At 37.0% G+C, this 22,477-nt stretch carries 23 protein-coding genes; 10 read left to right on the top strand and 13 right to left on the bottom strand.

Annotation, left to right across the window (positions count from 1 at the left end; genetic code table 11):
- The first annotated feature begins 2 nt into the window (after positions 1 to 2).
- The 5 genes from R8N23_RS20135 (at position 3) to R8N23_RS20115 (ending at position 6,140) form a co-directional block, all read left to right on the top strand.
- Positions 3 to 1,478: a CoA-acylating methylmalonate-semialdehyde dehydrogenase gene (locus tag R8N23_RS20135; RefSeq protein ID WP_318173405.1), complete on the top strand. Its 1,476-nt coding sequence runs from the start codon at positions 3 to 5 to the stop codon at positions 1,476 to 1,478.
- 22 nt (positions 1,479 to 1,500) lie between these two features.
- The gene (locus R8N23_RS20130; RefSeq protein WP_318173404.1) at positions 1,501 to 2,400 is read left to right on the top strand and encodes a TIM barrel protein; all 900 of its coding nucleotides are present in this window, start codon (positions 1,501 to 1,503) and stop codon (positions 2,398 to 2,400) included.
- 92 nt (positions 2,401 to 2,492) lie between these two features.
- Positions 2,493 to 3,509: a Gfo/Idh/MocA family oxidoreductase gene (locus tag R8N23_RS20125; protein ID WP_318173403.1), complete on the top strand. Its 1,017-nt coding sequence runs from the start codon at positions 2,493 to 2,495 to the stop codon at positions 3,507 to 3,509.
- A 19-nt stretch (positions 3,510 to 3,528) separates the two neighbouring features.
- Positions 3,529 to 4,545 (top strand): inositol 2-dehydrogenase, encoded by a 1,017-nt coding sequence (gene iolG, locus R8N23_RS20120; RefSeq protein WP_318173402.1) that lies wholly within the window; start codon positions 3,529 to 3,531, stop codon positions 4,543 to 4,545.
- Between the two features lie 14 nt (positions 4,546 to 4,559).
- On the top strand, positions 4,560 to 6,140 hold the full coding sequence (locus R8N23_RS20115; RefSeq protein WP_318173401.1) for a solute:sodium symporter family transporter: 1,581 nt from the start codon (positions 4,560 to 4,562) through the stop codon (positions 6,138 to 6,140).
- A 23-nt stretch (positions 6,141 to 6,163) separates the two neighbouring features.
- Here R8N23_RS20115 and R8N23_RS20110 read toward each other — a convergent pair whose 3' ends face one another.
- The 10 genes from R8N23_RS20110 to R8N23_RS20065 all read right to left on the bottom strand — a co-directional run bounded on the left by R8N23_RS20110 (position 6,164) and on the right by R8N23_RS20065 (position 18,069).
- On the bottom strand, positions 6,164 to 7,378 hold the full coding sequence (locus tag R8N23_RS20110) for a porin (RefSeq protein ID WP_318173400.1): 1,215 nt from the start codon (positions 7,376 to 7,378) through the stop codon (positions 6,164 to 6,166).
- A 513-nt stretch (positions 7,379 to 7,891) separates the two neighbouring features.
- Complete coding sequence (locus R8N23_RS20105) at positions 7,892 to 8,257, bottom strand: RidA family protein (RefSeq protein ID WP_318173399.1); 366 nt, start codon at positions 8,255 to 8,257, stop codon at positions 7,892 to 7,894.
- Positions 8,258 to 8,352: 95 nt separating this feature from the next.
- Positions 8,353 to 9,915, bottom strand: coding sequence for a Tn7-like element transposition protein TnsE (locus R8N23_RS20100; RefSeq protein ID WP_318173398.1), 1,563 nt, complete (start codon positions 9,913 to 9,915; stop codon positions 8,353 to 8,355).
- Positions 9,915 to 11,729, bottom strand: coding sequence for a TnsD family Tn7-like transposition protein (locus R8N23_RS20095; protein WP_318173397.1), 1,815 nt, complete (start codon positions 11,727 to 11,729; stop codon positions 9,915 to 9,917). Before R8N23_RS20095 ends, R8N23_RS20100 begins: the two co-directional genes overlap by 1 nt.
- Positions 11,719 to 13,281, bottom strand: coding sequence for an ATP-binding protein (locus R8N23_RS20090; RefSeq protein ID WP_318173396.1), 1,563 nt, complete (start codon positions 13,279 to 13,281; stop codon positions 11,719 to 11,721). Before R8N23_RS20090 ends, R8N23_RS20095 begins: the two co-directional genes overlap by 11 nt.
- The gene (locus tag R8N23_RS20085; protein ID WP_318173395.1) at positions 13,274 to 15,391 is read right to left on the bottom strand and encodes a Mu transposase C-terminal domain-containing protein; all 2,118 of its coding nucleotides are present in this window, start codon (positions 15,389 to 15,391) and stop codon (positions 13,274 to 13,276) included. The genes R8N23_RS20090 and R8N23_RS20085 overlap by 8 nt, the downstream gene beginning before the upstream one ends.
- Positions 15,354 to 16,169, bottom strand: coding sequence for a TnsA endonuclease N-terminal domain-containing protein (locus R8N23_RS20080; protein ID WP_318173394.1), 816 nt, complete (start codon positions 16,167 to 16,169; stop codon positions 15,354 to 15,356). The genes R8N23_RS20085 and R8N23_RS20080 overlap by 38 nt, the downstream gene beginning before the upstream one ends.
- A gap of 81 nt (positions 16,170 to 16,250) precedes the next feature.
- Positions 16,251 to 16,631: a RidA family protein gene (locus R8N23_RS20075; RefSeq protein WP_412071661.1), complete on the bottom strand. Its 381-nt coding sequence runs from the start codon at positions 16,629 to 16,631 to the stop codon at positions 16,251 to 16,253.
- Between the two features lie 66 nt (positions 16,632 to 16,697).
- A complete protein-coding gene (locus tag R8N23_RS20070) occupies positions 16,698 to 17,426 on the bottom strand; it encodes a hypothetical protein (protein WP_318173393.1) in 729 nt (242 codons plus the stop codon).
- On the bottom strand, positions 17,419 to 18,069 hold the full coding sequence (locus R8N23_RS20065) for a hypothetical protein (RefSeq protein WP_318173392.1): 651 nt from the start codon (positions 18,067 to 18,069) through the stop codon (positions 17,419 to 17,421). Before R8N23_RS20065 ends, R8N23_RS20070 begins: the two co-directional genes overlap by 8 nt.
- A 106-nt stretch (positions 18,070 to 18,175) precedes the next feature.
- Here R8N23_RS20065 and R8N23_RS20060 point away from each other — a divergent pair, with 106 nt between their 5' ends.
- From R8N23_RS20060 to R8N23_RS20040, 5 genes are read left to right on the top strand one after another with little or no spacing between them, the layout of a single operon-like run.
- Positions 18,176 to 18,328 carry a hypothetical protein gene (locus R8N23_RS20060; RefSeq protein WP_318173391.1) on the top strand — a complete coding sequence of 51 codons (153 nt, stop codon included), beginning with the start codon at positions 18,176 to 18,178 and terminating at the stop codon, positions 18,326 to 18,328.
- 26 nt (positions 18,329 to 18,354) lie between these two features.
- Positions 18,355 to 18,747, top strand: coding sequence for a lecithin retinol acyltransferase family protein (locus tag R8N23_RS20055; RefSeq protein WP_318173390.1), 393 nt, complete (start codon positions 18,355 to 18,357; stop codon positions 18,745 to 18,747).
- A 2-nt stretch (positions 18,748 to 18,749) separates the two neighbouring features.
- Positions 18,750 to 19,514 carry a hypothetical protein gene (locus R8N23_RS20050; protein ID WP_318173389.1) on the top strand — a complete coding sequence of 255 codons (765 nt, stop codon included), beginning with the start codon at positions 18,750 to 18,752 and terminating at the stop codon, positions 19,512 to 19,514.
- Positions 19,515 to 19,517: 3 nt separating this feature from the next.
- Positions 19,518 to 20,690, top strand: a complete 1,173-nt coding sequence (locus tag R8N23_RS20045) for a nucleotidyltransferase (RefSeq protein WP_318173388.1) — start codon at positions 19,518 to 19,520, stop codon at positions 20,688 to 20,690.
- Positions 20,656 to 21,096 (top strand): hypothetical protein, encoded by a 441-nt coding sequence (locus tag R8N23_RS20040; protein WP_318173387.1) that lies wholly within the window; start codon positions 20,656 to 20,658, stop codon positions 21,094 to 21,096. Before R8N23_RS20045 ends, R8N23_RS20040 begins: the two co-directional genes overlap by 35 nt.
- A 78-nt stretch (positions 21,097 to 21,174) precedes the next feature.
- Here the strand turns inward: R8N23_RS20040 and R8N23_RS20035 are convergent, their stop codons facing one another.
- Genes R8N23_RS20035 through R8N23_RS20025 form a run of 3 tightly spaced genes read right to left on the bottom strand, consistent with a single transcriptional unit; the run spans position 21,175 to position 22,422 of the window.
- Positions 21,175 to 21,939, bottom strand: a complete 765-nt coding sequence (locus R8N23_RS20035; protein ID WP_318173386.1) for a metallophosphoesterase — start codon at positions 21,937 to 21,939, stop codon at positions 21,175 to 21,177.
- Between the two features lies 1 nt (position 21,940).
- Positions 21,941 to 22,192: a hypothetical protein gene (locus R8N23_RS20030; RefSeq protein WP_318173385.1), complete on the bottom strand. Its 252-nt coding sequence runs from the start codon at positions 22,190 to 22,192 to the stop codon at positions 21,941 to 21,943.
- A 14-nt stretch (positions 22,193 to 22,206) separates the two neighbouring features.
- The gene (locus R8N23_RS20025; RefSeq protein WP_318173384.1) at positions 22,207 to 22,422 is read right to left on the bottom strand and encodes a hypothetical protein; all 216 of its coding nucleotides are present in this window, start codon (positions 22,420 to 22,422) and stop codon (positions 22,207 to 22,209) included.
- Positions 22,423 to 22,477 lie beyond the last annotated feature (55 nt).

The raw sequence follows: 22,477 nt of genomic DNA, 5'->3' as shown, positions 1-22,477 counted from the left end.
AAATGGAAACCTTAAAGAACTATATAAATAAAAAATGGATTAGTAGTGAAAACCAGTCGGTACTGGAGGCCATCAACCCTGCCACGCAGGAGGTATTGGCCAAGGTGCCCGCTGGGTCAGCTTCAGTCAAAGATGTAGAGCATGCGGTTACAGCTGCCCAAAAGGCTTATCTGGAGTGGAAAAATGTACCTGTCATGCGTAGGGTGCAGCCGCTTTTCGAACTCAAGCGATTGCTGGAGGAGAATCTGGATGACCTCGCCGAAACTATCACATTGGAGTCTGGTAAAACGCTGGCAGAATCAAAAGGAGAATTGCAGCGAGCCATTGAAAATGTGGAGACTGCTTGTGGTACACCTATGCTCATCCAAACCGAATTTTCGGAAGACATTGCCAGAGGAGTGGATGAATTTATGATTCGCCAGCCTCTGGGTGTCACCGCTTGCATTGCACCTTTCAATTTTCCAGGGATGATCACTTTTTGGTTTTTACCCTATGCCATTGCGTGTGGTAATGCCATGATCGTGAAGCCGTCAGAAAAAGTGCCTTTGACAATGACCAAAATTTTTAAGCTCATAGATCAATTGGATTTACCAGAAGGTTTGATAAATATGGTACATGGAGGTAAGGAAACGGTAGACGCCTTATTGGAGCATAGTCTGGTGAAGTCGATCAGCTTCGTAGGCAGTACAAATGTAGCCAGATATATTTATTCTAAAGGCACCCAGCATGGTAAACGAGTACAAGCGCAGGGTGGAGCCAAAAATCCGGTGGTGATCCTGCCAGATGCGGATATTGATATGACAGCACAGATTGTTTCGGACAGCGTGTATGGTTGTGCAGGACAAAGGTGTCTGGCCGCTTCTACCATCGTTACTGTGGGAGATCAATCGAATCAAATTCGCGACGCCCTATACGAAAGTGCAAAGAGCAAGCATACTGGTTTTGGTTTGGATGCTGGGGTAGACATGGGGCCGGTCATTACGAAAGAGAGTCAATCAAGAATTAAAACGCTAATAGATCAGGGCATTTCTGAGGGAGGTAGCGTATTGCTTGATGGCCGGGATGTAAAGGTTTCAGGTTTTGAAAATGGAAATTTCATAGCACCGACTATTCTTGAAAATGTGGCGCTGGATGGCGAAATCATTGAAACAGAAATCTTTGGCCCCGTGATGAGTATGGTTCATATGAATACGGTTGAGGAGGCTATCGCTTTTGTGAATGGTAGTAAATATGGTAATTCTGCCTGCTTGTTTACCAGCAGTGGAGCCAGTGCACGCAAGTTTAGAAATGAAGCTATGGCAGGCAATATTGGAATTAACATTGGAGTGGCTGCGCCTATGGCTCAGTTTCCTTTCAGTGGATGGAAAGACAGCTTTTTTGGTGATTTGCACGGACAAGGCAGACATGCTATCGAGTTTTTTACTCAGACCAAGGTAGTAATCGAAAGGTGGCCGAAAGAGTGGTCTCGAAAATTCTAACGATTGATTTAAAACTAAAACTATGATAAAGATAGCCAATGCACCATGCTCATGGGGAATCCTTGAGTTTGGTTTGGAGGGTAAAACCTCGCCTTATACTCAGGTTCTTGATGAAATTAGGGAAACTGGGTACGAAGGAACTGAACTGGGAGATTGGGGTTTTTTACCTACACAGCCTTATAAATTATTTCAGGATTTGTCTGAAAGGAATCTTGATCTCTTAGGTGCATTTGTTCCAGTCAATCTCCGTAATGCAGATAGTCACGTGGCGGGAATTTCTTATGCACTGAAGATTGCTGGATTGATGTATTATGCTGGATATGAAAATGCCAGAATTGTGTTGGCGGATGATAATGGTACAGTAGATGCCAGGGTCAAAAATGCTGGTAGGATCACACCCACCATGGGCTTGAATTACAAAGAGTGGAAGGTTTTTGCTGAAGGAGCTAATCAGATTGCTTATGCCGTCAAAGAAGCTTTTGGTTTTGAAACGGTATTTCACCATCACTGCGCTGGCTTTGTAGAAACGCCAGAAGAAGTGGAAATGCTTATCGAACACACAGACGAAAATTTGGTAGGCCTTTGTTTGGATACAGGGCACTATCACTTTGGTGGTGGAGACCCTATCGACGCACTTAAAAAATATAAGGATAGAATCTGGCATGTGCATTTCAAGGACTTTGATCCTGTAGTGGCGGAGCAGGCTCGGATCAATAAATGGGATTATTTCACGAGTGTGAAACATGGAATCTTTTGTGAGTTGGGTAAAGGTGCTGTGGATTTCAAAGGAGTGTTGGCCGAGCTGGAAAAACAAAACTATACCGGATGGGCTGTGGTAGAGCAGGATGTTTTGCCAGGTATGGGCGACCCTAAATTTTGCGCCAGAGCGAATAGAGACTATCTTAAAGGAATTGGTCTGTAAGGATAAAATGAGATACAGAATTCACACAGGATTGTTAGCTAAACTGTGTAGAAATACAAAACTGTTAGGCCGGGTGCGATACGATTAAGCATATGAACAAAATAAGAATAGGTCTGGTGGGCTTGGGACGGTTGGGTTTCAAGCACGCAGAGAATATATCCAGAGTAATCAAGCATGCTGAGCTAAAGGCAGTATGTAGCATCGTGCCTGATGAACTGGGCAGGGCCAAAGCAGAATTGGGAGCAGTCAACTGCTTTACTGATTATACCGAGATGTTGGATAAAGCAGATTTGGATGCAGTAGCCATTGTTTCTTCATCCGATTTGCATGGTGCTCAAACAGTGGAAGCTTTAAATAGAGGATTACATGTATTCTGTGAAAAGCCGTTGGGCGTGTCATTTCAGGAATGTTTGGAAGTAGAAAAAGCAGTGGCTGAACACAAAGACCTGGTCTTCATGCTTGGTTTTATGCGCCGATATGACCCTTCATATGCCTATGCAAAAAAGAAAATTGATGAAGGGTACATTGGTCGTCCCATCTTATTTCGAGGGTATAGTGTAGACCCTGAATCAGCCATCGGAGGGGCTTTGAAATACGCTGCGCATAGTGCTGGGCAATTTATTGATATGGGTGTTCATGATATTGACCTGGCTCGTTGGTTTTTGCAGTCTGAGCCCAAATCTGTCTATGCCATTGGTGGTTGCTTTGCACATGATGAATACGCCAAATATGGAGATGGCGATAATGTTTCGGCTTTGATGCAGTTTGAGAATGAAAGTATGGCTTTCTTGTTGGCAGGGCGTACTGCTCCACATGGCTATAATGTAGAAACCGAAATTATTGGAACCAAGGGTCAAATTAGAATTGGCGCTGTACCGCAAAAAAATCTGGTAGAGTTGTTCGATCAATCTGGGGTGACTAAGGAATGCTCCCAGTCTTTTCCCGAGCGGTTTCACGAAGCTTTTGCCAATGAGATGCAGGAATTCGTGGATTGTATTTTGGAAGGGCGGAAGCCAGAGGTAACCGTGCAGGACGGCGTGCGATCGACACAAATAGCCGAGTGGGCTACCCAGTCATTTAAGAATAAAGAACTAATTAAAATCGGCTAAGGCATATTAAGTTAATAGAATGAAAAAGATAAAAGTAGGAATCATAGGAGTAGGCCGGATGGGACAAATCCATCTGGACAATCTCTGTCTAAAATTTCCAGATGTAGAAGTGGTAGCCATTTCTGATGTAATGGAAGAATCAAAAAAGTTTGCTGATCAATATGGAGTAAACAAATTCTACAAAAATTGTAATGACCTGATTGCCGATTCGGAGGTAGAGGCGGTAGTGATCTGTTCGCCTACCGATCAGCACGCAGACAACATCATGACTGCGGCCAGGGCAGGCAAAGAGGTGTTTTGCGAAAAGCCGATGGATTTGTCCCTTGAAACTGTAAAAAAGGTGTTGAGTGTAGTCGAAGAGACCGGTATCAAATTTATGCTCGGGTTCAATCGCCGGTTCGATCCGAACTTCATGAAAATAAGAAGCTTAATAGATGAAGGCAAGGTAGGAGAGCCGCAGATCGTGAAGATCACCAGTCGCGATCCGGGGCCGCCTCCGATCTCTTATATCAAAACTTCTGGAGGTATGTTTTTGGACATGACCATCCATGATTTTGATATGGCCAGGTTTATGACTGATAGTCCGGTTAAGGAAGTATTTGCCGTAGGCCGAAATCTGACAGATCCTGAGATTGGCAAAGCTGGGGATATTGATACGGCAGTCATTACACTGACTTTTGAAAATGGAGCCATTGCTACAATCGATAATTGCCGAAAAGCGGTCTATGGTTATGACCAAAGGGTGGAGGTTTTCGGATCGAAGGGCATGGCAGGCACACATAATAATACACCAGACAATCACTATTACTATGACCAGAACGGCCAGTCTGCGTCATTGCCTTTGCATTTCTTTATGGACAGGTATATACGGTCTTATTACAATGAAATGAAGGAATTTATGGATTGCCTGATTACGAATACAAAACCAAAAGTCGGTGGGGAAGATGGATTGATTTCCCTGGCGATAGGCTTGGCGGCCAATCTTTCCATGAAGGAAAACCGGGTGGTACGTCTCAGCGAAATACTTAACGATTAATTTAAAATAGCAGCATGTATACATTAATTACTTTTCTGGCTTTCACGACCTTCGTGGCACTATATTCCTGGTATAAATTGAGAAACGAACAGCTCGATTCTCAAGATGGGTATTTTCTTGGTGGAAGAAGCTTGACAGGAGTTGTGATAGCCGGATCCATGCTGCTTACCAATATTTCTACCGAGCATTTGATCGGTATGAATGGCTCTTCCTACAAAAATGGATTTATCATTATTGGCTGGGAGGTGACTTCTGCATTGGCCTTAGTTGGCGCCGCGATCTATTTTGTACCGAAGTATTTGAAAATGGGATTGACCACGATTCCTCAGTATTTAGAGAATAGATTTGATGGCACTACACGAACCTTAGTAGCGTTGTTCCTGATTATTTCATTCGTTGTTACGCTTTTGCCTATCGTACTTTATACTGGTGCGATCAACCTTGAAAGCATCTTCAATGTATCTGAAGTGCTGGGTGTTTCACAGTCCGAAGGGTTATGGATTACAGTGGTCGTAGTTGGAATCATCGGTTCTATTTATGCCATTTTTGGAGGATTAAAAGCTGTTGCTGTATCGGATACGATTAATGGTTACGGACTTTTGATTGGCGGAGTAGCCATCCCTGTTTTGGCACTGATCAGCATTGGAGATGGCAATATGTTCGAGGGGTTAGGTAAAGTGTACCGTGCTGTACCTGAAAAATTTAATGTGATAGGCACGAAAGGCTCTGTCATGCCTTTCGAAACGTTATTCACTGGTTTGATCATCAATCAAATCTATTTCTGGTGTATGAATCAAACGATTATTCAGCGGGCATTGGGGGCAAAAAATCTGGTTGAGGCCCAAAAAGGCTTATTGTTTACAGGAGTGTTAAAAATCATCGTTCCGGTAATTATCATCTTACCAGGTGTGATTGGGTTTTACTACTTTGGAGATGGCTTGTACAGCAATCAGGATTTAGTCTATCCAGAGCTCATCAAAAAGGTAATGCCTACGTGGTTTGCAGGTTTTTTTGCTGCGGTAGTGATGGGTGCCGTGTTGAGTACTTTCAATAGTGTGCTCAACAGTGCCGCTACCATATTCAGTGTAGATGTCTTCAAGCGCCACATCAGCTCCGAAGCCAGTGATCATCAGTTGGTAAAGATGGGTAAATGGACCTCTACTATTCTAGCATTATTCGCTATTCTGGTAGCTCCAATGGTAGCCAATGCACCCGAAGGTTTGTATCAATTGCTTCAACAGCTCAACGGCATATTCTTTATTCCTATCGCTTCTATTATGCTTGCAGGGTTCTTCATGCCTAGAGTGTCTGCTATGGGGGCAAAGGCGGCTTTGTTTGTGGGTTTGGCATTCTATCTGACATGTACTTTCTTCTTGCAAGTGGACTTACATTTTATCCATGTTTGGGGAATAGAGTTTCTACTGAATTTGGCTGTCATGTTTGGGGTTTCTCATTTTTACCCCAACCACAAGGATTTGCACACAGGAGAAATCGAATTGCTGGATCTGACGCACTGGAAATATGCTAAGCTATTATCTATCGTCCTTTGTTTCATAACTTTGATGATTTATATACTGTTGGGTCAAACGGGGTAAGCGTATTGAAACCTCACTTATGTTTAAAAGCCGATTTCCATTTGTAGAAGGACAATTAATTCATCATCCGTGGCCCAACGATTTCGATATATTGTGCTCCCTTGGATTTTTAGGGTGTGCTCAACGAAGTATTTTGACAAACCAAATTCGTACCGATTTTCTGGATGTTCTATGTGAATTTTTGCTCCGTCGATAGAAGTAACTTGATTTGGTCTATTGAAAGTACTCCTAAATTCAAATGAGAGTTTATTAGTTAACAAGTAACTAAAGTGGATATTATGAGCGAATCCAGTATAGAAATACAAAATCGTTTGCCCATTTGAAGAATATCCGAAATAGTCTCCGTTAGTCAGTCGCTTATTCGCATATTCGTAGTGAATGGTTCCCCCAATGTATTTGAAGATTGCATCAACGAAAATAGTGGCCAAGTCACTTCTTTGAGGATCACCTTGATCGTTAAAAAGAAAAAAGCCAAGCTGACCTCTTTGCCGGTTTGTTCCAAAGTTATGGTCATAGGTAGTACCAATTGATAACTTTGGAGTTTTTTCATGTATAAGGTCTGCGCCAAAATAATCACCTTTATTGGTAAACAACCCGAAAGGCATGACTTCTATTCTGAAGGTATAATCATACCCTGATGAGTTGTCAGAAGTGATATTTCTTCCCTCACCAGAAGTAATTGAGAATATTTCTCTCAATGCTAAAGTGCCTAGTTCGTGATAATGTCGTACCCATATCCCTTTATCTCGATCAATATTGTATCGACTATTCAAGACACTTCGGTCTGGAAGGGAAAGGGATTTGGAGGAAAAGAGCCGCTCTCTGTTTCCAGGTAATTTTGCTTGACCAATCCACAAGCTCCAGTTGGGATGAAAGTTCCACTTCAAAACGGCATCTAATACAATACTCGCAGCATAATTGTGTTCCGCAAAAAAATCACCTTGGTCTCGGTTAGACAATGCGAGTTCCATTTTGTATTGAAGTTGTGGTTTATAAACGTAACCCGTGGCTTTTAGTCTAAAGCGACGGATTGTAAATTGATCCTGATAGGAGTTGGTTTTTAGGTTGAATCTACCCATATATTGGGTTTGGAATCGAGAATTGAATCTCACAAAAAAAGATGAATCGCTTGACATGTAATTGATTCCATTCCCAAGTTCGATTTCGTTTTGGCCATAAGCCTGAACATGGTATAGTATAAGAGTTGCAATAATTTGCCAGATGTATACTATTTTCATCTGGCAATTGTAGCAGCTCAATTTGGAGAAAAGCTGTAGTACTTATTTCAAGCTTGACGTTAACGGATGACGTTCAATAATAATTTGGTAACACCGAGGATTTTCAATGAGTTTACCGATCATTTGAGCAAATCATTGTTCAAAAAGGAGACTAAAGATGGAATGAAAAAATACGCTGATTGAATAGTTAAGGATGTTTTATTTTCAACAGGTTTATTAATTTCATCTGCAGACATTAAATCAAATTTGGATATTTTTTTTTGGATTCTTCAGAGTATCCAAAGTACAACTTGAATTAAGGTAATTTGGCTCCCATTTTCCTCCTGTTTTGCCATTTTGCCAAGCACGTTTCCCAAAAACTCTTTTATTAAAATTTTAATGTTTTTGAATAGTAGTGTTGAAATGTATTTATTGTCCGAATTATCAACTCAAGAAAAGGATCGAGAAGAACAAAAAAATTTGAACACTTAAACTGCATGTTAGGCAGTAAATTTAACAATATATGGAAGTAGTTTATACAATGGCGATGCAGGAAATTTCCACATTCACGTTTTTAGGCAGGCAGCTCACTTCCACGGTTTCTCTGGCGGGGGGATTGCTGGTGAAATACTCGCCATATACCGCATTGATTTTTCCAAAGTTGCCCATGTCGCTGACGAAGATGGAGCACTTCACTACATTGGAGTAGTCTGCTCCGGCTTCTTTTAATATAGCTCCCATGTTTTTCATTACTTGGTGGGTTTCTGCTTCGATGCTGTCGAGCAGCAAGTTGTCCGTGCCAGGCACGAGCGCTATTTGTCCTGATACATAAAGCGTATTGCCTGCTAAAACGGACTGGCTATAAGGGCCAATAGGAGCAGGTGCATTTTCGTGGATCATGATAATAAAGTTTGTGCAACATTGCTAATTAAGTTTGTGCTTAAACTAATCGTATATGATAATAAAGTTTGTGCAAGTTATTATTTATTATTCTGCTAAACGGTGAAAATATTCAATAATTTATAAGATATTCTTTCAATCATCGTGTCTTGTTTGACTTCAATGTTTTTATCGGATTTTCGTTTTCTAGGGTGTCTTATTGTGTGGTAGTCAGAAATAGTGCTAATACTCTCTTCTGGCCATCTACCGTGAGTATTTGCTGTCTCATTCAGTGTGAGTTGAATAAACTTCTTATGATCTTTAGTTTTGATATTGAATAATACTAATGTTGATATAAAACGATTGTCGGAACTGTCTATTTCAATGAAATAAATTGGCATGCCAATATCAAATTTAACGACAATTGCCTTTCTAGTATTATCATTTAAGAGTCTAAAGGATGATTTAGAAGCAAATTCCGCAATCCAATGTGTGAAATTTTTATTGAGTGTACTGGCTAGAATTTTTATTGCTTTGGAAAATGTAATTAGACCTTCAGGAATTTCAGAAAAATCGAATGAACCCAAATTTCTATCTCTATTAAGATTAAGAAAATTACCTTCACCTGTACTTTCCTGTTGTAGCAAGCTTAGATTAAGATTATCAATTATTTCTTGGGGGATTGCGGGCGATCCAATTAAGTTATCGTTGCTAGTTTCCTTCTTATCAAGTCTAAGCCTTTCAATTTTTAGTTTTTTGTTGAATTTATAATCTAATGGTAAAACGGAAATTTCTTCTTGAGAGCTCTGGTTTCCACTTTCTGTATTGCTCGTATTGTGTTGAGAGGCATGTTTTAATGGAAATGTTTTTGGTTTAGATGTCCCAGAATTTGGCCGATGATTTTTTGACCTTACACTTGAATTAATAATCGTTAATTCGTCAATTGGAAAGTTAAGAATTGAATCAATGGATTCTATATAATATACGAGATTAAAAGTTTCATATTGTTTTACATGACATGTTAGCGTAATATTCTTGAGGTCTATTTTTGAAAAATTGAAGTGACATTGTACTTCTGTTTTTTCAGCCTGAGTAGAATGTCGTAGGTTTTTAAATGTCTTATCATATATCAATAGCAGGTATTTTTGAAGGAGAGAATTACTCCTCAAAAACGATTTAGGAAAGGATTCATTTAAAGTCAAAGTGGCATGTACATGACCATTATTTCTTTCAATTAATTCATGATCAATGAAAGACTCCAAAACGTCATATTGGAACAGGTAGTTGATAAGTCTGTTGTCCATGCAGAGAAAAGTCCTAAATAATTCATAGCAAAAAAATATGTAAGGTTTGTTATTTGCATTCACAGAAAAAAGTTTAGTACTATCTTTTATGTCATCGGATATTTCAAATGGGTATAGCTCATCTTCGAGCTCATTGATGGTGATGGTTTTTCCAGATCTAAAATCTGAAAAATGGATTTTCTCTTTTGTGCCTGAACTTCTTGTTATGGTATTGTCGTCCTTAATTTCTGCACCTATCGGTAATCGAGGTATTTCTGCAATTGGGAAGTCTTTTTGAATATGATCATTTGTTTTTAAATCTATGAGATGAGCATCCAGGAACCAATTCTTACCTTTTTTTCTGCAACTTGGGATACAATATATTTCAAAGGGCATTAGGCTGTTTTTAGTTTTGAGTCAGTTTGATGAGCTACTATTTGAAGAACAATGCGCTCTATTTTTTCAGTGATGTCTTTTTTTCGTATTCCTGCTATTCTATAAATACGCCAAGCTTTTAAAGAGAGATCTTGAGTTTTGATAGTATCAATTGCCATCATAACTCTTCGAATTTGGTGCTCCTGAATTGATTCTTCATGTTTTGACAATAGTCTTGAGCTTATAGGCAATTTGGATTGGTTTTTATAATATGTATGCTCATGACTAGCGAGTTTTAAGAGAATGTTTTTGCTAATTCGCTTTTTGTAACCAGTGGATAATAGGTAGTGATACTTAGAATAAATTCGATCGCCTAAATCTTTATCGCGACTCTTCCAATTAACCCGATATTGAGTTCTTTTTTTTCCACTCGGATATTTGAGAGTTAAAAGCCAATTTTTATCATTTTTGTAGAGATGTGTGTATAGAGCTGGTTGGAGGCTCCTGAGATTTGAAATTGACAAATCAGAATGTTTTTGTTTTAATTGAATCCACTTTTTTCTTTTTAGTAGTAATACTTTTGGGTTTCTCTTTTTTACATCTATTCCAGTGTTTTTCATATGATGGATCACAGTTTTACTATCACAGTTCAATTGACTTGCAATAGCTCTAATAGATATATCTTTCTTTAGAAGCTTCTTTAATTCAACTTCCCAAAGACGACCATAAGTTTTTACTCTGCGAAAAGGTTGGTTAGCCAAATCTTTGCTTTCGGTATAACTAAATCCACAATCACACTTGATCGTTAAAATTCTCTTTTTAGCCTTTTGATCGTAGTGTTCAGAGAAAAGTGACAGTACATTTTTAGATTTGTTGATGCAAACGGGATTCAAACAGGGCCATTTTTGATTTTTGAACTCATCAGTAGTGGTATTTGCTTTAGTCTTTGCTAAAATGAAATCTTCTATTAATACATGGCGAATTGGGTCAAAAGATTTTCTGTGCTTTCTGGCAATAGACTTTAGCCAACATTTTGACTCATTAGGTTTGATTTCACTTTTTAGTGCTCTAAGAGTTTGTTGCGAAAAACGATCTGAAAATGACGCATATAGCTTCTTTAGATCTATAAAATTTTCTCCCTTATTGAATCCAAGTGATTGAAACTTTTTTTTGTAGAAGTAAATATCTAGATCAAATAAGTGCTTTTCTTTTGGGTCAAGTAGACTAATCATACGTTCACCGATCTTTTGAATTTGTGAATTCCATGTTCCTTTAGATCTTGTAGAAGTCAGATGTGGGATTTGTGATGCCGAAAGAAATTTATGCTTATTTAGCGTTTCTGGTGACAACAAAAGTTCTTCAAGTTGATTTTTATGTTGGGTGCAAATCGCAATTAGTGGAATTTGATGAGATCTTCTGAAATAACTTTCACCATATTTATTAAGATCATTTTCATAGCATTTCGAACAATATCTGGGTTGACGGGATGATTTGGATAGGCCTGCATTTACTCCTATTGTTGTATGGATATTTCCATCTCCTGCATAAAAGTATTTAAGTATTAGTTGAATTCTATTTTCGCGTAAAAACCTTTTATAAAGCGGAAATAATGTGTGGTTGTTTATAATTCGCTCTGGAGTGTAATATTCAGATTTAGTGTTTTGAGCAAAGACTTTTAGGTTGTTCGGGAAATCTAAGGTGGCAGACTGATGGTTTGAGGAAAATAATGAGTATAAGTGTTCTTTTGGCCCAGCTGTTCCAAATGAGTCATAGTATCGAGCGACTATACTATAAAATGTTTCGTCTGGGTATGGGTTAGGAAAATTAAGAACCATGAAAAGGTAAAAGTATGCCCTCCATTTCTAAATCTGCCAAGACACCAAGTTCACTCAATGCGTCATGAAAATTGCTCTTTGTTGGGTCGCAATTTCTTAAATCAAGAGTAGAGAATTGATTCAAAGTTTTTCGTTGGGGAGTTTCTTTTTGAGTTTCCTCAAGTACTATTTCATTTTTGTATTTATGAATAATTTCTAAAGAAATTTTTTCAGCCGAAAAATGAGGAAATTTTTCTGTTAATTGTTTCACACTCTCGGTTAGAAAATGTTTTGGGATACCAAATTCGATAAGTGAGTCAACTGCAGCGTCTATTTTCATTTTATGAATCTTTTCTGAGGATGATTTTTCCTGCAAATCATCGCGAAAGAAAAGGTCGGGAAATTGACTGATCTGGCTAATTTTACCACTTCGGAGAGCTTTAGTGGATGGCATTTCTAGCCAGAATGACTCTTGTACTACATTATTAATTATTTCTTCGCTAATTGCGGTGAGATTTTCTTCCAAAGCTGCCTTTTGTGATTCAGTAAAAATTCTAATTGCCGTGTCAATAATGCCTTGGCTGTGGTAGTAAAATAACTCTGCCCATCTTTTTGAATATGCAACTTTTTCATTGGTATACTGATAGTTAAATAGCATTTCAATGAAAAATTCCCATTCGCTATCCATTGATAAATTATGCCATTTTTTTGCGCCTTCTCCAGACCACCTTCTAGGAAGTCTGTGAGAACTACTAAAGAGTTTTAAGCTTTCAGGAGTGCCAACAATTAGTATTGGAATTCTTACTCTATTGTTGAGGTTTACAAAGAAGTTTAAAAGTAACTCTGCACCATTCTTTTTTGCATTTGCTAGCTGTTGAATTTCGTCGATGATTAGCATTCCAATTCGATGAGAAATGGCAAGTTTGGACATCGCGTTTACCATAGAGTCAGCTGTGGCTTTTGGCCGATCATATATCAATTGATAATCAGTACCAAGAATCTCATCAAGCTGATAAAAAAAACTCCTACATAGGTCCTTTGTGGAAGAATCTTTTGGACATTCAATTTTGATAATTGGGACTTGGACTATGGGATCAATTCCTTCTATATTATGCACTAACGCTTTTGGGAAGAGCGACAATATTTTATTCACGGCTGTAGTCTTTCCAATTCCAGAAACTCCAAACAAACAACTGCTTAATGATGATGCATTTTCATTTTCTACAAACGTGTAGAGTAAATCATGGTAGCTTTGATTTAATTCCTTTCGAGCATTTATTTTAAGTGGATTTCTAAGGTGATATCCTGCTGTAATGGAAGAGTATATAGATGTATAAAGTTGATATAGCCTTTCTTGTGGAACAAAAAAGGTAAGTCGAAAAGTTGTTAAAAATTCAATTCGGGTTTCTTTTTCATGAAGCAGGGCTTCTTTTCTAGATCGTGCTTTTTGATTGAGTATTAATTCGAAAAATTTGTCATGCTCTTTTTTCTGAGGAAGACACTCAATTAAAGGATTGCCCTTAAATTCAGGATTACTTAATTCAATATATTGAGCCTTTACAATATTATTCATCCTTCATTAGTTTTCTGAAGAAATCTAACTTTTCATTCCGATTGGGCTTTTCTTGATCTTTGTTTGGTTCTAGTTTGATTACCTTAAATCCTTTTGTGTTTTCAGCTATTTTTAGTGAATTTTTTGGAACAGATTTTTGTCGTGTTACATTTCTTTCCAACTTTTTATTGTCTCTAATTTTGGAAGGATTAAGTGAGTTTGTCTTCTTTTTCAGTTTTTTCTTCTTGGCATTATTCAAAACGTTTTTTACAAGTGATAGAGATTCCACAACTTTGGATTTATGCACTAATTGATCTGCATATTTTTCTTTTTTGGATACTGTTAAGTGCGCATTGAATTCCCATTCATTTAGCTCAAGCCCAATTGGATTTCGTGATTTGCTTAGTGTACATTCCGTAAGTTCAGAGTCATGATAGATAAACACTTTTCGGAGGTCAAATGGGTCGAACAAAACTTCCACAATTATGGCTTTATTTTGAAGTAAGATCTGTTTATTGAGGATTTTACTATTAGAGGTGATGTTATACCAAAGCTTATTAAATCTTAGTCCATTCTTGTTAATTTTTCCATTCTTGCGTGGCAATAATCTTTGTTTTAATCCAGGTATGTTGTTTGGTCTTAATTTCCCAGATGCATTATTGATTCCCCAATCCCAAAGTTTTAAAGGGGTCGGGCTTGGAATGTCAAGGATCAATTGTTCGTCAAATGGATATGCGTCTAGAACTTTGCTACTATTGTAAACAAGCACTTCAGACAGAATTGCTATATAATATTCTTTTAGATTTAAAACTGCATCTTTTCGTGCGTCACGAACACCCCTTTGTTTATGATTCAGCCCTTTCATTCCAAAATTTTTATCTACTCCTTTTATCCTGGTATGTAAAACTCTAAAATGATTTTCCACTACACCTTTGAGGTCTGCTCTGTAGGCTGCAGTGTTTTCAATAGTTATGCCTAAATCTTGGATTATATTATTCGATTGATGCCCTAATAATTCTGCTCGATCTGCAACAATTGCGTCTGGAATGTAATTGCATGGCCAGTCTTCATTCTTGATTTGAAAGGCGCTTATTTCATTGAGCCTTTCTTCTTTGAAGAATTGCTCTTTGGGTACGATTGCATTATATAACGCTCTTGCGGCTGTATAGTATGACGGTTCATCTAATGTAACCAAAACACCCACAATCATTCTTGAGAAAACATCTGAAACGAAGTAGAGGGTTGGTGAGCCAACGGGAATACTTCTGTCTATACTGCTTACTAATTCAATATCAGCTTTAGTAGAGTCAATTTGATAAACTGAACCTGGACCTGTTATATTAATCAAGGAGGACTCAGTTCTGGTTCTAATATCTTTGTTAAAAATTTTTAACCCTAATTTGCGTTTTTTTCTTTCATGAGCTGGGTATTTTTTTTCTCCCCAATATCTAAATTGTGTTGATGAAGGAATAAGAGAATGTTCACGATTTAAAGTCTCTTGATAATATTTGGATTGGAGGAAGTTCTCATAGGCTGTTTCTAAGGACGCATGTTCTATATCCAAATAGAATTTTTTGAAACCCGCTTGCAACAGAACCTTTAATTTATCATCTACATTAATATTATTTTTAGTAAATGTATTTGGCCTACCCCTCTTTTTAGTTGACGGCCTACGTTCTTTGCCTTTTCCTCCTGAATTGTTCAATTTTGGGAGCAATGCAAGATTAACTTTACCACCTTTCCAATACTTCAAAAATACTCGGCGGGGAAGCATCCGGCTTACTCCCAATTGGGAGGCAATTTCTGAACATCGTCTATTAAAATAGGAATTCAAGTAAATCTGAGGTTCTTCGGATTTGGCTAAATCGACAATTTTACAATACGTATTCCACTTATCAAGGCTTTTGGCTTTATACGTTGAAGGATCCCCATATTCATCTGATGAATCTAATAAATTGAAATAATCATTCTTTTTCAATTGGTTAAATTCTTCAAAGCCAATACTCTCTGGCAGACTATTGCAGTCGTCTGAATTGATCCAAAAGATTTCTTCAATTTCTCTGTCAATATATAGAATTCGATAGCATTTGTTTTTAAGCTGCCAAATCTGATTTACCAATAACTGTTTCATGATTGATTTTTAATGTCGTGTGTTCCATATTAATCTTGGTAATCGGAATTTCAAGGTTGGTGTGAATTAAACCTTTAGCAATTAGCGATTTAATAAAACGTAATGTAGTACCAACGGTCAGTCCCAATTCATTGTCAATGTAACTTGAAAATTTTGGTATGGTCAACTCAGAAAACTTTGGGTGTAAGTCGACGATTTGTGTTTTGATGTCTTGAAGTAATTTGTCTTGAAAATCCTCCTGAATAAAACCCCTCAAACAATTATGCATATCCTTACAATTCAGTGAATAATTTCTTGATGCCAATTCTGTTTCAGTGGCAATTATCCATTTAATTTCATTTGCCTCCCAGTATCTTCTTTCAATCTCAAAGAGTTCTAGTTGTCTTTTAGTAATATTCTGAATTGGCTTTATAGTAATCGCCAATTGTCTGTTGTCATTAAAGTCAATCAGGAAATCGGTTGTGAGAATATGGGGTTCATTATCACTTATGTGGGGATACTTTATTCCTGCCTGCAGAGCAATTTCTTTTGCCAAATTAATATCGAGCAATGGAAACTGCTCTCGAATGTCTGAAACCTTTGGGTTGAGGTCAAGTATGTAGAATAACCCAGCCTCTAAATTTGAATGGAAATGATGTTCGCGTCCACTAATAAGTCCTTTGATACGAGAACTATGTCCCATGTTTGAGAACTCCCCAACCTTTATCCAAGGTATATAGCCACCTTTAGTTCCAAGCCCTCTTTTTTGCTGGATTTTAGTCTTATAAGAGGGACCCATATATTGCTGGTTTGATTTATTGTGCTTACTGGATTCAATATATCAAAAATTGAAAATGAATAAAAGAGAAATTGGATATAGTCACGAATAAAGTGCTATGCAACTAATCTCTACATTCACTCCCTTCGGTAAACCACTAACTTCGACTGTTTCTCTAGCAGGAGGGTTATCTTCAAAATATTCACCATACACAGAATTCACTTGAGCGAAAGTGCCCATATCGGATACAAAAATTGAACACTTTAGTACGTCATTAAATGTAAGACCTGCCTCTTCCAAGATGTAAGACAGATTTTTCATTACTTGTTTCGTTTCTTCTTCTATTGATCCCGATACTAAATTGCCACTTGCCTGGTTAATTGGAATTTGGCCAGATATATACAGTGTTGAGCCAGCTTTGACGGCTTGAGAATATGGGCCTATTGGTGAAGGTGCTTTTGGTGAGTTGATGATTTGTTTCATTATAGTTGGAGGTTGCTCTAGTCAAAGTTGTATTCGATTTTTTGCAAACATAATCTTAAACTTAATTTAGTTATCCGTAATCGGATAAATTCTATTATCCCTCATCCAATTGATAGCGTTGTTTATTTGATCGGCGGTAAATTTTTGTTTTTCCTCAGACCATGCATAGAATTTTGATATTATAGTTTCAGAATCAAACTGGTGTTTTTCTTTTAATGTTTCCTTCCAGCAATCGTATAAGGTTGCAATTAATTCAATCTGATATGTTTTCATTTTTCTAAAAAGATCAATAAGCATTTGGATGTCTTCCAGTTCATCCGAAAAATAGCGTTCATACCATTCCTTGTGACCTCCAACATTCTCGAGAGGTAAATATTTTTGCTTAGAGTATTTGTTAAAATTGAACCACTTGTTCTTTAGAAATTGGGAATCTATTGACCTCATCAATTTTGGATCATAGGGCCCCATTGCTTGCTTCAAAAATTGCGTGTGGAGAGCCATTCCAATAGAATTTTGACATAAATAGATAAGCTTTTGAAGCTTTAGATGACCGAGAGACCATTCTTCATGTAATTGAAACACAATTTCAGCAGCTAAAACTGTTCTTTTATGATAATCTTTTCCCGTAATTTTCGGAGCATGTATAGATTCCCAAATCTTTTCTGGATCAATACAGTTCGGATTTGATTTGAATTCATAGTCACTATAGAATTTTCGAAAATTGCTTAGCTCCTTCTCTGTTGAAGGTGATCCAAACCCCAATGAATTCAATATGTCTTCCATGCTGTTATTCATTACCTTGAAAATTAAGTGCATCTAAAGCGGCTGAAATTTTATCGTTGGCTTCCTTTTTATAAACACGGATTGAAGTTTGACTTAAGTTGAGATATTCTCGCAATTCTTCTAGTAAAAATTTTGGAAGGTTGCATCCCACTTTTTCATGCAATTTGTATGTTAGGTAAATCACCCGATGTTTGTGAGACAGAGATAAAAGAACATTGTATTTAAGCTGATCTTCAATAGATAAGTTTTCTGGGCATTTAGGTAAAAATGAGACAATACTTTCTGTTCCAGTGTATGCTAAACCTGCATTAATCTTTTTAACCTTTCTATAATGGTCTGTTAGCAGATTACGCGCAATGGATACAAGATATAGAATAAATGCATCATCCACAGAAGTGCATTTTGATTTTTCAAAATCGAACTTTGCAGAAATTGCGTATTTTTCAAAGGTAGCTTCAGCTATTTGTTCTGCCACTTCCAAAGGTTGATTAAATCTTCTGCATCTCATTTCACAATACTTGAGTAATTCTTCTCTGAATCGATAAACGAGTTCAAAAAAGGAGTCCTTTTTTTTCTCACATTGAGATTCTTGGAAACACTTTATTACTTCTGAAGTGAGCTTTTTTTCAAAGTTACGTCCTCTTCTAACTTCCATACGTCAAAGCGTTAGTAACTCTTATTTGTATTATTCTTGATTGCTTTTGCTCCAATTAGGTTGTTGGGTGAAGGTGAACTTGTAATATAATAAAACGTATAAAAAAATGGCAATAAATAAACCTTACGGTGATAATGCAAGAAAGGGGCAAGTGAAAGGGAGGTCTCAAACCTTGAATCCAAAAACAGGACAGTGGACTAAAAGAGATTCGTATAATGGTCATTTTATGGACGGAAAAAAAGATTGTACGCCATTTTAAGGAGTGCGAAAAGAAAAGTGAAAAATATGAGAGATAATTACTTATTAAAAGCTGGTGATGTACCTATAAGGAATAAAAGTGCATTTGGCATTATAGACCATTTTGGACTGTATATAGGAAACGGAAATGTAATTGATAACCATCCAGAAAGAGGAGTTCGAGTGGTTAGCTTAGAATCTTTTTTGAACGGAAGAGAGCTAGATAGAATTGTACGATTTAAAGGTAATTCTTACGAAAGAAGTCAAGTAGTAAGAAGGGCTAATTTTATGATAGGTCAAGATTATCACTTGACAAAATTTAACTGTGAACACTTTGTGAATGCAGCTTGGGGTACTGAAATAAAAAGTAATCAAGTCGCTGCTGCTGGGACCTTGATTTTGTTCTCTGCGGCTATTTGGGGATTAAGTAAATTAAGGTAAGCATGACCATGAGTTCTATTGCATTAATGTCATTACTGAAGCCCATAATTTCTAAGGGAGCAGCAGTTGCTTGGGAAAACCGAAATCATTTGAGTCTGTTTTTCCAAACAAAATGGGGGAAGTATAAAAATCAGGATATTCGCTTTTCTCTAAGTGGACTTTATAAAATACAGATACCTGGAACTAATAGGTATTTACTTGTTCTTAATCGAAGAATTGCAAATCAGCTGCAGCCTGTCGGAGGAGCATATAAACGCTTTGGTGATGAAAGCCTTTTTAACAAATGGGGATACAGACCTGATAATTCAAAAAATGGGTTAGACGTTGACGAAAAGAGCTCCCGAGATCTGCGGTTTATTGTAAAAGGGAAGTATGCAATTGACGTATTAAATTGGTTTGCCGAAGGAAATGAAAGGGAAAATGACGTGGGGAGAGAATTTAATGAGGAGCTAATAGATACGGGCATTTTGGATGGGGTAGTGTTTCGTGATTTTGATGCAAGACATATCCGAAGATTCTCAAAGAGTTTGCAATGGAGTGATTATTTCACCTGTTATGAGATTTTAACCTATGACATTTTTGAAATAATTCCGAATGAAAAACAAAAGGAAGCATTAGTCAAATTAGCTAGACAGGGTAGTGACTTGGCCAAAGGGTATGCTATTGTTAGCTGCGATGATATAGAGCAGTTGCGTTTTATGCAGGGTAATAAGCAAAAGGCTCGCATAGGGCAGCATTCTAAACTTTTAATAAATCAAAGCTTTTAAATAATGATAGACATATTTAACGATTACGTATTACAGCGTGAAGAACTTTTGGCCAGGATAGCGCAAGAGTTGCAACTGAACAAAACTAGAATCGAAAAAATGGAATCAGCGTACAATGCTGTTTCCGAAGTTCTAAAAAAGGATGAGGATTTTTTTGATGGATTAGTCATAGAAATTTATGCTCAAGGTTCCAAGCGGATTGAGACAACAGTAAAGCCAATCAATGATGAAGATTTTGATCTGGATACTGTACTCCATATATATGATCCATTTTATAATCATTCACCACAAGAGATATACAATGCCTTAGTCAAAGCATTGGAAAAAGGTGGATATGGTGAAATTATGGAAAAAAAGATAAGATGTGTTCGTTTGAATTATAAGGGAGATTTCCATATGGATATTTTGCCTGCCTGTATGCCTGATGCCATTGAAAAGGAGTTGATAAAAATTCCAGAGAAGGTACTTACGAACTGGTCTTCCGGAAACCCCAAAGGATTTGCTAAATGGTTTTTAGATATTGCAAATTCTGCACAAGAATCTCTACTCAGTAGGTACTCAGACGTATTGATAAAGGCCCAAGTTGAAACCGAACCTCTTCCAGAGGAACTTTACGAAAAGACACCTCTTCAAAGAGCTGTACAATTGATGAAAAGATATCGAGATATTTACTTCAAGAATCGGGATCATAGGGTTTCAAGTATTGTTATTACCACCTTGGCAGCTCAATTTTATGATGGGGAGAATTCTATTTTTGAGTCAATTGATCAAATCGTTTCAAGGATTAGAAATGGCTATGATGATGCTATCAAAAGTGGATACAAATTCAAAGTTCATAACCCCGTGAATCTGGATGAAGATTTTACGGATTCTTGGACTGATAAGCATTATGAAAGTTTTTACAACTTCATGTCGGATTTTCAAAAAAAATGGCAAAAGCTCAAAGAGACATTTGACTTTAGCAAAAATGACTATATCGAGTTATTTGGGGAGGGTATATATAAAAAATCATTAACTGAGCAGATGGTTTGCTTTTCAAAAAGTACAGGAGACGCTCTAACTAAATCTAGCAGTTTAATAGCTGGAGGAGCGGCTTTTACAGATGCTAAGGGTCGTATTAACCAAACACATGGGATTAAAAATGAACCACATCACAGTTTTGGAGGAAAGTATTAGAAACAAACACCAAGAGAACTGGCATATCTTTCTTACTCTTCAGAAGATGTTAGTGGAGTCTCATTTTGATTGGTTAAGCCTGAATTTGAACTCAAAAAATAAGACCCTATACGGGTCTGGTTTATTAAATATTAATGGCAAAAACTATACCATTATACTCATGTATTCACCATTCAATAAGTATAGGTATGACAGAATTTTTATTAAGGATCCGCCGATTAAGTATCACAGAGATATACACTTGTATTCGGATCATTCGCTTTGCCTTTATCATCCTAAAGTTGATCAAGCTTTGATTCAAAAAATTCCTCTAGTCAAAATGATACCATGGATATCAGAATGGATCGTTTTTTATTTACAGTGGAAGAAGTATGCTGTTTGGCTAGGGAAAGAGATAAAACATTGAGTTTTTAAATATGGATTAATTCAATAGTATTCCTATAAGTATTGATTGTTACGTCAAAAATGATTGATAAATTAAATCTTATACTTCGATTACTTTCTCAAAATCAAATTCCTTGTGCTCCATGGAAAAGACATAACCAAGTTGATTTGACTTGAATTTAACATCAAGAGCATCAATATCTTTATCCCAATGGTTATGGCCGTAGATCCAATAGTCAATATCCCAGTCTCTGATTCGGTTCTCCAAATTAGCCACAAAATATCTATTCATGATGACCTGTTTGTAATCACCTGTATGTTGAGGATACCCATTTGCCAATTGGCAAGGAACAAAATGTGATACCACTATACGAGGACGTTCTTTCTCGAGACATAGCACTTGACTAAGCCACCTAACAGCCTTCACATGCAATTCATCATGTTGCTTGTATTTAAACTGGCCCTCTCCGTACTTACATTTACGGAAATCAGCAATCATACTTTTGATTAATGAGGTATTTATCCTTGACCAAAGAGTTGTGAAAATAAGATCTACAGCTTCGATAGTAATTACTTGATGATTGAGGTATCTAACATTTGGATGAATTGTCAATTCCAAATTGTATGAAGAGGCTACATTTCCTTTGTCATAAAATTCATGATTGCCAGGTATGATATATACTTCTTGCCAATGGTCTGATAGATACTGAAAAAAATCTGGACGTGTGACCTTCCCGTTTGAAATAATGTCAATGTCTCCAGCCAAGATAAGATAGGGAGCTACAGGTTTGAGCTTATTCTGCATTAGAAATTGAAAGTTCTCGTCAAATTCGACATGGAGATCAGATGCATATTGAAATTTCATATTAGGAAGTTTCTACTTTCTTATTTTTCGGTTTTAAGTTTTTGTCACTTGATTTATCAGGGTTCTTCTTTCGATCTGAAAATTGCACATAAAAAGGGTCGAAATATCTGAGTTTTCCATCTTCAAGTTCGACTAATACATGTGTCTCACTGTGATAGTTGGCTAATTTGTAAACAAAACGATGAAAGAATCCTTTGAGGCTTTTTCCTTTGTGGAGTACAAGTACTGGCCTCAAATCATTTTTATTCTGCATACTAATTAGACGCGTTATTCACCGAATTGCTCTTGCATATCGTTTTTAATTTCAGATTGATAAGATTTCATCCAATTGATCAAAATATTGAATATCAAATCTGACATGGCTATGTTGTAATGATTGGCAGTCCTTTTAAGGAATAGGTGTAGATCTTCATCAACATTGACTGTTTTATACTTGCCATTCTTTGGCTCAATTCTTTCTCTAATAAACTGTTCTAATTTCATATATAACACGGTTCAGCTTCAATTGGCCGCCAATATATAAAAACTATATTACATC

It is taken from the genome of Reichenbachiella sp., assembly GCF_033344935.1.
Classification (GTDB): domain Bacteria; phylum Bacteroidota; class Bacteroidia; order Cytophagales; family Cyclobacteriaceae; genus Reichenbachiella.
This window is presented reverse-complemented; position numbering and strand designations above follow the sequence as displayed.